Origin of the sequence: Kribbella alba, from assembly GCF_039529635.1 — a bacterium.
In the GTDB taxonomy this organism is placed as follows: domain Bacteria; phylum Actinomycetota; class Actinomycetes; order Propionibacteriales; family Kribbellaceae; genus Kribbella; species Kribbella alba.
Window position 1 is genome coordinate 280,589 of the sequence record NZ_BAAANE010000002.1, and the last position, 12,024, is coordinate 292,612.

The window sequence follows — 12,024 nt, forward strand, 5'->3', positions numbered from 1 at the left end:
GGAACACCCGGACCGGCCGACGCTGTTTCTCAGGGCAGCACGGCGCCTGATGCGGGCACGCCAGCGCGAGCGCGCAGCGGCGGACGCGGAGGACGCGGAGGCGTTCGCGGCCCCTACGGCTAACTGCCGTCGTATGCCGCCTTGTAATAGACGTAACCGTCCAGTCCGGTGAGGATGGCATATATGCTGTTGTAAATTACCGAGAGTCCGACCGAGTAGACAGTCTGCCAGCCGGCCGAGTCCTGGCTCCAGTTGCCCGTAGGTTGCCCAGCCGCATTGTATGTCCGGAAATTGGTACGGTAGTTGTTTTGATCCACATAACTCACCAGCATCTGCCCATTGTTGCCGGCGGCCACTGTGGGCGAGTCGTAGGTATTGCCGCCCTGCGCCGTCCAGTTGCCCCAATTATTCCCGGTGCCGCTGTATGAACGAGCCATCCAGACCTGGTTGTCTTCACCTCGCGCCACGGCCCAAAGTCCGGTGTACCTGTTATAGGTCACGCTGGGAGCCGCGGGTGTCAGTACCCCGGGTAAGGTTTGGCCAGGAACCCAATCCCATCCGTTCCAGTAGCTGCCCAATACGCGGTCGTCAGTCGAGCTGTGGTACACCATGTACAGCGCAGTTAACCCTGCGCCGACCTGTGTGACGGACACAGCCATATTAGTGCGCTGCCCCCACGAAACGGCCGTCCACGATCCAACCCAGGACCCATCGGAGTTGACTTGGGCGTAATAGATGCGACCGTCGGTGCCGGTATGGAAGACCATGAAGGAGTTTGTCCCGTAGGGAACCACCGTGGGGCTGAAATAGGTTTGTGTCGATGATCCGTCGGGATTGGTGTACTGGAACGCATTACCGTTGTTGAAGGACAGCCACACTATGTTATTGGTTTCCCCCCTCCATACCTGAAGTAGGGTTCCATTGTTTCTGGCTTCGCTCATGGTGCCGCGCGCAGCGAGAGATTGGTTGCCTACATGTTCTTCGACCCAGGTCCCCCACTCGCCCGGCTCCGCGGCGAACGCCGAGTTGGCGAAAGTCGCCGAAAGCGCGAAGGCGGTCAGCATGGCAATGAGCGCCAGCCGCCATCGCTTCCAAGAAGTATGCATAACGAACTCCTTACGTAGTGCGGCCCCTAAAGGGACACAGTGAACGTCGGCGCACGTGTTCCGCGGCACCTGACAGGGAGCCGGGAAATGGTTGCCGCTCGACAGGGCATCGTTGCCCCAGATGACCTGCGGGCTCCAAGAGTCCACCGGTTGGGGGACGTAGGGCGTCCTCTCTGTCGCCGGAGGGAACGCGGCAGGCTAACGCTTCTGCTCGTCTCGTGGTTGAAGATCACTGACACTCATCGTTCCGCCTACATGATCAAACCGGCATTGTTGCCAACGGCCATGTCGTCCCCCGGCTAGCCGGAACCATCGAATTCCGGCTAGCCGTAGCAGCCAGTTCTGGACACAGCGCTTCTGCGCCCACAGACGCGCGCTCGCGACCATCCACTGACCGGGGCGTGTCAGAACGGAACACAGTCCATCGAGATTGGGGCGGACTGGTATCTGACCAAAGGGATCGCGCGCCACGAGGATGGGACCGGCTTGAGCCGCTTTTGCCACCTTCACGGGGGCCACCTGTTTCGCCAGTTATGGGACCACCGGCGTGTCGTGCGTCGGAATGGTCGTAGCCTGCGGCTAGCCCGAATCTTTCAGCGCGCCGTTGTTGATCACGGATGCGACGGAGTTTGGCCGGTCCTCTTCTCCGGTCAGGTCACGGTGGGCCTCCGTTACCGGGTCCTCGGTCCAGGTCTTGGCGGTGGGCCCGGAGCGTGCCGTAGGCGCGGTGCAGGACCTCGCCGCGGAAGGTGAACTCCTCACCGGCATCGACCGCCTTGGCGGCGATCAGGCGTTCGGCCCTGGCCGGCAATGCAACTGGTGCATGTCCGGTTCCGAGACCACCAAGAGTTCGGCGGCATCCAGGTGATCGGGTGCGGGGTTTGGGATTGTGAAGTACCGTCGATGGTTTCCACATTTTGACCGAAGGGCCTCCGCCGCAACGGCGCACGGATGGTGTCCGGACGGTAGTTCAGAGGGGGCTCTGGATGTTCATGCGGCGAGGGCAACGCGGCGGCGACCACAGCACGCCGATCGGGGTGATTCACCAGCTCGTGCTGCGCTGGGGCGATGCGGAGTGCGCCACCACGCGGAGGTCGGTTCAACGGTGGTTGGACGGTGTCGCGTTCGTTGATGTGCAGGCACGGACTTTCGCCGACTTCTGGCAGGCGCAGAACAAGGCCGCACTCGTGGCCGAAGGTCCGCTCTGGGTGGTTCTCGGAGATTCGACGGCCCAGGGGGTCGGGGCGTCGTCACCGCTCCACGGTTATGTCGGCCAGGTGCTGGCGGGGCTGGCGCCCCGGAGTACGCGTCCCTGGCGGGTCCTCAACCTGTCCCGCTCCGGCGCACAGGCAAGAGAAGTGCTGACCCGGCAGCTACCTCTGCTCCACGAGCTCGACCAGGAGCCGGACCTGGTGACCTGTGGCGTCGGCAGCAACGACATCCTTGGGACCCTGCCGAGAAGGTTTCACTCCACGTTGCGCCAGTTGATCGAGCGGCTGCCACGCTCGTCGGTAGTCCTCGATCTGCCGTTGCCGGATGGGCTCTGGACGATCGGGGGCCTCTGCAGTCCGTACGTCGCCGGTGTGAACAGGACCATTCACACCGCGGCGGCAAGGCGAGGGCTGCCGGTGGCCGAGGTGTCCCGTCACTTCGCGCGGCCTTGGCGCGGGCAGTTCGCTGCTGACCGATTCCACCCCAACGACGTCGGCTACCGGCACCAGGCCGACGCCGTACTCGCCGCGCTTCCCCGGACGGCCCTCCAGGATCAATGACTTCACTTTGCCCCAGGGGCAGGGTGTTGACTGGCGGGCATGAACCAGGTGGGCGAGCTGACGATCAGCGAGTTCGGGAGGCGATCCGGCCTTTCGCACAAGGCATTGCGGCTGTACGAAGTGTCTGGGTTGCTGCCGCCGGCGCGCGTTGACCCTTTGAACGGGTACCGCCTGTACGGCGAGGAGCAGCTCGAGCGGGCTCGGCGGATCAGCGTGTTGCGGCAGCTCGACATGCCCCTCGGCACGGTTGCCGAAGTGTTGGCCGGGACGGACGAGGAGGCGCTGATCCGGCTCGACCGTTGGTGGGCCGCGCAGGAGGCAACCACTGCGGCGCGCAGGGCGACGCTGGAGTACCTGCGCGACCGGCTCATCCGCTCCGGCTCGCCAGGATTGGCGCCGCGCCCGGTGCTGACCCGCGAAGTACCGGAGACGAAGGTCGCCTCGATCAGGACGGACGCCGATCAGCAGACCCTGATCGGCGTGATCGTGACGTCCACCGACGAGATCCGCGCGCACCTGCTCGCCGCCGGAGCCACCCTGTCCGGTGGTTCCTGGGTCATCTACCACGGCGCCGTCACGCCCGAGAGCGAGGCGACGGTCGAGATCTGCGTGCCGTTCACCGGCCTGGTCGACCCAGCCGGGCCGATCGCGATCCGGGTCGAGCCGCCGCACACCCAGGCCTACTGCACGATCACCAAGGACGAGTGCGCCTATCCGCGCATCATGCTCGCCTACGACTTGCTCCAGGACTGGGTCCGGCGGTCCGGACGGCCGACCACCGGCTCGGTCCGCGAGATCTACTTCCACGACTTCCGCATCATCGCCGGAGACGAGCCGGCCGTCGACATCGCCCAGCCGATCGAAGGAACCACACCATGAGGACAGACCTCACCGATTACGCCAGCCAGTCCGCATTCAGCGACCCAGGCATTCACGCCGGCCTGTACGACGCGTTGCCGACCGACGTCCACGAGCTGACCGCGGTGGTCCGCAACCTGCTGGTCCACTACCGCGCCGGCGGCATCGAATTCAGCGGTGAGCGGCTGGACGAGATCAACCACCGCTGGATCGAGGCCGCCCTCACGACCGACCAGAAGCGCAACGGTACGCCGCTCGCGACGCCGCGGGAGCCCGCCGATCGCATCGTCGGCTGCTGCCGGGACTACACCTTGCTGACGGTCTCCGCCCTGCGCCACCAGGGGATACCGGCGCGCAGCCGGATCGGCTTCGCGGTGTACTTCGCCGAGGGGTTCAACTGCGACCACGTCGTCGCGGAGTACTGGAACGGGGACCGCTGGGTGATGGTCGACGCGCAACTGGATCCCGCGGACGCAAAGGTGTTCGACAGCCTCGACATGCCGACCGGCCCATTCCTCTCGGCCGCCGAGGTCTGGCAGCGGATCCGCGCGGGCGAGGTGGACGCCGACGACTTCGGCGTCGACCCCGGGCTGCCGATCCGGGGCAGCTGGTTCGTTCGCAACTATGTGTTCCTGCAACTGGCCCATCTGCAGCGCGACGAGGTCCTGCTGTGGGACGGCTGGGGTGCGATGGGCGGACCGGATGAGCCCGCCGATCTCGACCTCAGCGACGAGATCGCCACCCTGCTGATCGCCTCCGACGCCGGCGACGAGTCCGCCACCGAGGAACTGGCGACCCGCTATGCCAAGGACCCGAACCTGCGCCCCGACAACCGCGTCCAAATGCACTCCCCCACCGGCGCGGCCCCGGTCTGGATCGACCTCACCACCCGCCAGCCGATCGATGCCCAAGGCAACTAGTTACGCGGAGGGTCCAATGGCAGGTTTTTCGGCCGATAGCGGCAAATAAGGGCGCTATCGGCCTAAGAACCCGCTATCGGGCCGACATAGGGACAGCGCGGACCCCGCCTGATGAGCTGGCGGGGTCCGCGGCGGATCGGCGACTGTCAGAACTCAGAACCAGCGGGCAGGTCCGGAGTCTCCGGGTCGTCCGGGTCGGACGGTGCCGCGGCGAGACCCAGTTCGGCGGGGCTGGCCAGCATCGGGTGCTTCGGCAGCACACGGACCGTGTAGCCGAACGGGCCGGTGCGGTCGAGCTTGAGCTCACCCTCGTACCGATGCCGGTTGCCTTCGTAGGTCTCGGCCAGCGAGATCGACACCCGCACCGGATCGGTGATCTCGTCGTTCGAGTCCACCCGGCCGTGCAGCGCCTCCACGTCGATGTCCGCGGGAGTCAGCTCGCCGAGACTGACGTAGGCGCGGATGCCGACCGTAGTACCGAGCTGCGGCACGTCGCCGAGACCCTGCAGCTCGACGTGGTCGACCCGGACCTGCGGCCAGGCGGCCCTGACCCGCTTCTTCCACGCGGCCAGTTCGCGCGCGCCCTCGAACGTCGAGTTGAGCTGACGCGAGGAGTGCGCGGCCGGTACGTACAGCCGCTCGACGTAGTCGCGGACCATCCGGGTGGCCAGCACCTTCGGGCCGAGCTCCTTGATCGTGTGCCGGAGCATCTCGATCCAGCGGCCGGGCACGTCACCGTCGTAGAAGCGCGGCGCGACCTGCTTCTCGATGATGTCGTACAGCGCGTGCGCCTCGAGGTCGTCGCGCCGGTCGGTGTCCTCGATGCCCTCGGCGGACGGGATCGCCCAGCCGAACTCGTCGTCGTACCACTCGTCCCACCAGCCGTCGCGGATGGACAGGTTGAGCGCACCGTTCAGCGCCGCCTTCATGCCGGACGTGCCGCAGGCCTCGTACGGCCGGAGCGGGTTGTTCAGCCAGACGTCGCAGCCCGGGTACATCGGCTGCGCCAGCGCGATGTCGTAGTCGGGCACGAAGACGATGCGGTGCCGGACCTCGGGGTCGTCGGCGAACCGGACCATCTCCTGGATCAGCTTCTTGCCACCCTCGTCGGCCGGGTGCGCCTTACCCGCGATGACGATCTGGATCGGCCGGTACGGGTGCAGCAGCAGGGCCTTCAGCCGCTCCGGGTCACGCAGCATCAGCGTGAGTCGCTTGTACGACGGGACGCGGCGGGCGAATCCCATCGTCAGCACGTCCGGGTCGAGGATCGAGTCGACCCAGCCGAGCTCGGCCTCGCTCGCGCCCCGGTTCACCCAGGAGTCGTGCACCCGGCGGCGGGTGTCGTCGATGAAGCGCTGCCGCAGGATCCGCTTCGTCTCCCACAACTGCGCGTCGGTGGTCTTGTCCAGACCCTCGAACATGCCCTCCGAGTCGCCTTGGTCGGCGTTCGCATAGGTCAGCCCGGCGATCTCGCGCGCGACCCAGGTGGGGGCGTGCACGCCGTTGGTGATCGAGGTGATCGGCACGTCGGACGGGTCGAAGCTCGGCCAGAGACCCGCGAACATGCCCCGGCTGACCACGCCGTGCAGCTTGGAGACGCCGTTCGCGCGCTGCGCCAGCCGCAGTCCCATGATCGCCATGTTGAAGACGCTCGGGTCGCCGTTCTCGAAGTCCTCGGCGCCCAGGGCGAGGATCCGGTCGATCGGCACACCCTCGCCGAAGGTGTCCGGAGAGAAGTGCTGCTGGATCAGCTCGACCGGAAAGCGGTCGATACCGGCCGGAACCGGGGTGTGGGTGGTGAACACGGTGCCGCCGCGGGCCACCTCGAGCGCGGTGTCGAAGTCGAGGCCCTCCGCGGCCAGCTCGCGGATCCGCTCGATGCCGAGGAATCCCGCGTGGCCCTCGTTGGTGTGGAACACCTCGGGCGCGGCGTGACCGGTGATCCGGCAGTAGGTCCGTACTGCGCGCACGCCACCTACGCCGAGCAGGAGTTCCTGCAGCAGCCGGTGTTCCGTCGTACCGCCGTACAGGCGGTCGGTGACCTCACGCTCGGCGGGCTCGTTCTCCTCGATGTCGGAGTCGAGCATCAGTAAGGGGACGCGGCCGACCTGGGCGATCCAGACCTGCGCGTGCAGCTCGCGGCCGCCCGGCAGCGTCACCGTGACCAGGGCAGGCGCGTTGCTGCTGTCACGGCCGTCGCGGAGCAGGCTGATCGGCAGACCGTCCGGGTCCACCAGCGGGTAGCGCTCCTGCTGCCAGCCTTCGCTGTTCAGGGACTGGACGAAATAGCCGTGCCGGTAGAGCAGGCCGACCCCGATCAGCGGGACACCGAGATCGCTCGCCGCCTTGAGGTGGTCGCCGGCAAGGATGCCGAGGCCACCGGAGTACTGCGGCAGCACGTGGGTGATGCCGAACTCCGGGGAGAAGTAGGCCACCGAGTTCACCGGCGTACCGGCCTCGGACTGGAACCACCGGTCGTCGGTCACGTAGCCGGTCAGGTCGGCCACAGCCAGCTCTAGCCGGCGCAGGAATGCATGGTCGTTCGCCAGCTCGTCGAGCCGGGCCGCCGGTACCTCAGCGAGGAGCCGGACCGGGTCACCGCCGGTGCTGCGCCAAAGCTGGGCGTCGACAGCCTCGAAGACATCTTGCGTCTCGGGGTGCCAGGCCCAGCGAAGGTTGTTCACCAGGGTGCCGAGACCGGTCAGCGGCTCGGGCAGGACAGGGCGGACGGAGAATCGTCGTATCGCTCGCACCGAGACACCGTACCGGCCCGGGCCAGCGACAGCACCCTCGGCATGCATCGATCTTGCAACGCGAGCAAGATCTTGCAGGACCAGACCACTACACCCACAGGACCGGCCCGACCCCAAGTTCCGTAGTGTGGACCGCGGCTGGCCCGGACGATGGACCGAGCTGCGACCGCTCCCCCAGACTGGTGTCGGTGGGCCGGGGACGGTGTACAGGTGACCGGCGCGGTTGGGCGGGGACGGTGTGTGCACGGTGTGTGCATGGCGCGGCGCAGCCTTGGGAACCGATAACGTCAGTGCTGTACTCACTTGTCCCCGCTAGTCGGAAAGCGAAGGTTCGTTTACTCCATGACTGGGCGCATCCCGATCACCGAGGTCACCCCGACCGTCGACGCCGGCGCGTATCCGGCCAAGGCGTCGGTGGGCGAGACGTTCACCATCGCGGCCACGGTGTTCCGCGAGGGACACGACGCGGTGAACGCGAACGTCGTACTGACGTCGCCGAAGGGTCAGACCAGACGGATGCTGATGACCCCGGTCGGGCAGGGCACGGACCGCTGGACCGTCGACGTCACCTTGCAGGAGCAGGGCGCGTGGACCTTCGCGGTCGAGGGCTGGAGCGACCCGTACGGGACGTGGCGGCACAACGCGGAGATCAAGATCCCGGCCGGCATCGACGTCGACCTGATGTTCGCCGAGGGAGCCGCCTTCTTCGACCGCGCCGCGGCCGGAGTACCGCCGGCGGTCCGGGTGGATCGCAGTACGTTGAGCGATGCCGCCCAGGCCCTGGCGAACGGCGCGTTGCCGCCCGAGGCGCGACTGGCCGCGGGGATCTCGCCGCAGGTCCGCTCGGCGCTGGGCCGGTACCCGGTGCGCGAGCTGATCACCTCCTCCGAGACGTTCCCGGTGTGGGTGGACCGGGAGCTCGCGTTGTTCGGCAGCTGGTACGAGTTCTTCCCGCGCTCCGAGGGTGCGACGTACGACGAAAGCACGGGGCAGTGGACCTCCGGCACCTTCCGTACTGCGGCGAAGCGGCTGGATGCCGTTGCGGGCATGGGGTTCGACGTGCTTTATGTGCCGCCGGTCCACCCGATCGGCAGGTCGTTCCGCAAGGGCCCGAACAACACGCTCGACCCGAAGCCGGGTGATCCCGGGTCGCCGTGGGCGATCGGTTCGGCCGAGGGCGGCCACGACGCGATCCACCCGGAGCTGGGCACCTTCGAGGACTTCGACTACTTCGTCGGCCGCGCCCGCGAGGTCGGCCTCGAGGTGGCGATCGACCTGGCCCTGCAGGCCTCGCCGGACCACCCCTGGGTGACCGAGCACCCGAAGTGGTTCAACGTCCGCGCCGACGGCTCGATCGCGTACGCCGAGAACCCGCCGAAGAAGTACCAGGACATCTACCCGATCAACTTCGACAACGATCCCGAAGGCATCTACGCCGAGGTGCTGCGGATCGTGAAGCTGTGGATCTCCCACGGCGTCACCGTGTTCCGGGTCGACAACCCGCACACCAAGCCGGTGAACTTCTGGGAATGGTTGCTCGGCGAGGTCCGCAAGACCGACCCGGACGTGGTGTTCCTGTCCGAGGCGTTCACCCGGCGGCCGATGATGCGCGAGCTCGCGAAGGTCGGGTTCCACCAGTCGTACACGTACTTCACCTGGCGCAACGAGAAGTGGGAGCTGGAGGAATACCTGCAGGAGCTGACCAAGGAGACCGGGCACTACCTGCGGCCGAACTTCTTCGTGAACACGCCGGACATCCTGACGGCGTACCTGCAGTACGGCGGGCCGGGCGCGTTCAAGATCCGCGCCGCGATCGCCGCCACCGCCTCACCTGCCTGGGGTGTCTACGCGGGGTACGAGTTGTTCGAGCACGTCGCGCTGAGGCCGGGATCCGAGGAGTACCTGGACACGGAGAAGTTCCAGCTCCGCCCGCGCGAATGGGATGCAGCCGCCGCCGAGGGACGCACCCTCGCGCCGTACCTGACCCTGCTGAACAACATCCGTCGCCGGCACCCCGCCCTGCAGCAGTTGCGCAACCTCACCCTGCATTCGGTCGACGACGAGGCGATCAGCTGCTACTCGAAGCGGGTCACCGGACCCGACGGCCACAGCGACACCGTGATCGTGGTCGTCAACACCGACCCGCACTCGGTCCGCGAGTCCCTGGTCCACCTGGACATGGCCGCGCTCGGCATGCGACCCGAAGACACCTTCACGGTGTACGACGAGATCACCGGCGCGACCTGGCGCTGGGGCCAGCAGAACTACATCCGCCTGGACCCGAACGGCGAGCCGGCCCACATCCTCGCCGTCCGCCGCGGCCAGGCCTGACGACTCCCCCGGCGCCACGTCTTCCCGGGTGCGTCTTTCCCCGGCGCTGCGCCTTTCCCGGCGCTGCGTCTTCCCCCGGCGCTGCGCTTTCCCCGGCGCTGCGTCTTCCCCCGGCGCTGCGCTTTCCCCGGCGCTGCGTCTTTCCCCGGCGCTTGCGTCCGAACGACCGGGGGTCAGGCCCCACGGTTGTTCGGACGCAAGCGGTGATTCGGCGCAGCGGTGATTCAGAGCGGGACGGTTTCGGGGTACTTCAGGCCCGTTCCGGTGTTGAGGGCGACGACCTGGTCGTCGGCCTTGATCCAGCCGGACTCGCGTAACCGGCCTACGGCGGCGAAGTTGGCCGCGCCCTCGGGGCAGATGAAGGAGCCCTCCAGCTCTGCGACCCGGCGCTGAGCCGCGAGGATCTCGTCGTCCTCGACGGCGACCGCGCACCCGTCGGTCTCGGCGATCGCCTGCAGGACCAGGAAGTCGCCCAGCGCCTTCGGCACGGTGATGCCGAAGGCAACGGTCCGGGCGTCCACCCACGCCTCGCTCTCCGGCAGGCCCTTCTCCCAGGCCTGCACGATCGGCGCGCACCCGGTCGCCTGTACCGCGACCAGCCGCGGCATCGGCCCCTCGACCCAGCCCAGCGCGGCCAACTCCGCCAGCGCCTTCCAGATCCCGATCAGCCCGACACCACCACCGGTCGGGTAGAGGATCACGTCCGGCAGCTTCCAGCCCAGCTGCTCGGCGATCTCCAGGCCCATCGTCTTCTTGCCCTCGATCCGGTAGGGCTCCTTCAACGTCGACACGTCCTGGTATCCCTCGCGGGTCGCCAACTGCTCGCGCACCCAGGCGCCCGCGTCCCCGATCAGCCCGTCGATCAGTTTCAGCTCGGCACCGACGACCTTCACCTCGCGCCGGCAGATCTCCGGCGCCGCGATCGGCATCGCGATCAGCGCCTCCATCCCGGCCCGTGCCGCGTACGTCGCCCACGCCGACCCGGCGTTCCCGTTCGTCGGCATCGCGATCTTCCGTACGCCGACCTCGGCCGCCCGGGAGACTCCCACCGCGGCCCCGCGCGCCTTGAACGTGCCGGTCGGGATCAGCCCCTCGTCCTTCATCAGCAGGCCGTCCACGCCGAGCTCCCGCCCGTACGCCGGTAGCGCGAGCAGCGGGGTCATCCCCTCCCCCAGGCTGATCACGTTCTCCGCGGACCGGACCGGAAGGAGTTCGTGGTACCGCCAGAGGTCAGGTCGTCGCGCCGCCACCTCCTCCTTGGTGAGACCGGCCCGGACCTCGTCCAGGTCGTACCGGGCCAGCAGCGGCGAGCCGCACGTACACAGCCCGATGATCTGATCCGGGGAGTAGGTGAGGCCGCACTTGGGACAGTCGAGGTGACTCAAAGCTGAGAAGCGCACAAGGTCAAAGGCTACCTCGCTGGTGCTGCTTGCTTGCGTCCGAAGAGGTGAGGGGCCCGCCCCGCAGTCCTTCGGACGCAAGGGTGGTCAGCCGGCGCGGAGTCCCGTCATCGAGGGGCGCTGGTGGTCGGTGAGGCGGAAGCCGGTGCCGCGGACGGCGTCAATCGTGACGGTGGTACCGAGTTCGTCGAGCTTGCGCCGGAGCCGTTTCACCAGCGAGTGCACGTCGGCCGTGCCGCGCTGGTGCCGGCTCCGCCAGACCGCGTGGTGCAGCGCCTCGTAGGTCCACACCCGTTGCGACGCCGCCATCAACTGCGTGAGCAGATCGTGCTCCAAATCGGTCAACGGAACCTCCCGATCCTGCCACTGTGCGACGGACCGCGCCGAATCGATCGTCAGTACGTCGGCCCCGCGGCCACCCGACCTCGTACGCCGGTCCGGCACCTTCCTCGAGACGGGCTCAACCACGGCCTCCGGCTCAGGTGGTTCGGGCTGTCCAGGCGGAGCGGGCGGCGGTTGCTGCGCGGGTGTGATCAACTTGCGCAACTCGTCGAGGCTGGACACGAGCAACAGCGGAGCCACATCGTCGACGAGCTCGGCCAGGCGGACCCGCTCCTCCAGTGAAGCGGACACGGCGATGAGCAGGGGAAACGGCTGCTGAGCTGATCCGGTGAGATCGATCGCGCCGTCTTCGGGGGCGGGGACACGGGCGGTGACCATCCGATCACGATGTCAACCTCTGCCTTTAATCGTCAACACATTGCCAAATAGTGCCCGAACTTGCCTCGAACTAGCCAACTCGCGGTGACATCTTGCTCACCAGGTGTGCTTGTTCAGACCTTTCTCTGACACATAAGGTCCAGATCGGGCTCGTGGCGTAACAC

At 67.3% G+C, this 12,024-nt stretch carries 9 protein-coding genes; 5 read left to right on the forward strand and 4 right to left on the reverse strand.

From position 1 onward, the window contains the following. Positions 1-119: 119 nt before the first annotated feature. A complete protein-coding gene (locus tag ABD210_RS03305) occupies positions 120-1,106 on the reverse strand; it encodes a PLL family lectin (protein WP_344108517.1) in 987 nt (328 codons plus the stop codon). A 700-nt stretch (positions 1,107-1,806) separates the two neighbouring features. Here ABD210_RS03305 and ABD210_RS03310 point away from each other — a divergent pair. The 4 genes from ABD210_RS03310 (at position 1,807) to ABD210_RS03325 (ending at position 4,656) form a co-directional block, all read left to right on the forward strand. Further along, a complete protein-coding gene (locus tag ABD210_RS03310) occupies positions 1,807-1,974 on the forward strand; it encodes a hypothetical protein (RefSeq protein ID WP_344108519.1) in 168 nt (55 codons plus the stop codon). 118 nt (positions 1,975-2,092) lie between these two features. Then, on the forward strand, positions 2,093-2,878 hold the full coding sequence (locus ABD210_RS03315) for an SGNH/GDSL hydrolase family protein (protein ID WP_344108522.1): 786 nt from the start codon (positions 2,093-2,095) through the stop codon (positions 2,876-2,878). Between the two features lie 39 nt (positions 2,879-2,917). Continuing rightward, entirely contained in the window at positions 2,918-3,757 is an 840-nt protein-coding gene (locus tag ABD210_RS03320; protein WP_344108525.1) for a MerR family transcriptional regulator, read from the forward strand. Continuing rightward, positions 3,754-4,656 (forward strand): transglutaminase-like domain-containing protein, encoded by a 903-nt coding sequence (locus tag ABD210_RS03325; protein ID WP_344108527.1) that lies wholly within the window; start codon positions 3,754-3,756, stop codon positions 4,654-4,656. The genes ABD210_RS03320 and ABD210_RS03325 overlap by 4 nt, the downstream gene beginning before the upstream one ends. Before the next feature lie 146 nt (positions 4,657-4,802). Here the strand turns inward: ABD210_RS03325 and glgP are convergent, their stop codons facing one another. Further along, positions 4,803-7,409 (reverse strand): alpha-glucan family phosphorylase, encoded by a 2,607-nt coding sequence (glgP, locus tag ABD210_RS03330; protein WP_344108529.1) that lies wholly within the window; start codon positions 7,407-7,409, stop codon positions 4,803-4,805. A 342-nt stretch (positions 7,410-7,751) separates the two neighbouring features. Here glgP and ABD210_RS03335 point away from each other — a divergent pair, with 342 nt between their 5' ends. Continuing rightward, positions 7,752-9,740, forward strand: a complete 1,989-nt coding sequence (locus ABD210_RS03335; protein ID WP_344108532.1) for an alpha-1,4-glucan--maltose-1-phosphate maltosyltransferase — start codon at positions 7,752-7,754, stop codon at positions 9,738-9,740. A gap of 224 nt (positions 9,741-9,964) precedes the next feature. Here ABD210_RS03335 and ABD210_RS03340 read toward each other — a convergent pair whose 3' ends face one another. Beyond that, complete coding sequence (locus ABD210_RS03340; RefSeq protein WP_344108534.1) at positions 9,965-11,140, reverse strand: threonine synthase; 1,176 nt, start codon at positions 11,138-11,140, stop codon at positions 9,965-9,967. Positions 11,141-11,227: 87 nt separating this feature from the next. Next, positions 11,228-11,860, reverse strand: a complete 633-nt coding sequence (locus ABD210_RS03345) for a winged helix-turn-helix domain-containing protein (protein ID WP_344108536.1) — start codon at positions 11,858-11,860, stop codon at positions 11,228-11,230. Between the last annotated feature and the right edge of the window lie 164 nt (positions 11,861-12,024).

Bases quoted from the DNA above. Each gene is read 5' to 3' on its own strand.
- ABD210_RS03305 (WP_344108517.1), bottom strand. From the start codon at position 1,106: ATGCATACTTCTTGGAAGCGATGGCGGCTGGCGCTCATTGCCATGCTG.
- ABD210_RS03325 (WP_344108527.1), top strand. From the start codon at position 3,754: ATGAGGACAGACCTCACCGATTACGCCAGCCAGTCCGCATTCAGCGAC.
- ABD210_RS03345 (WP_344108536.1), bottom strand. From the start codon at position 11,860: ATGGTCACCGCCCGTGTCCCCGCCCCCGAAGACGGCGCGATCGATCTC.
- ABD210_RS03320 (WP_344108525.1), top strand. From the start codon at position 2,918: ATGAACCAGGTGGGCGAGCTGACGATCAGCGAGTTCGGGAGGCGATCC.
- ABD210_RS03335 (WP_344108532.1), top strand. From the start codon at position 7,752: ATGACTGGGCGCATCCCGATCACCGAGGTCACCCCGACCGTCGACGCC.
- ABD210_RS03315 (WP_344108522.1), top strand. From the start codon at position 2,093: ATGTTCATGCGGCGAGGGCAACGCGGCGGCGACCACAGCACGCCGATC.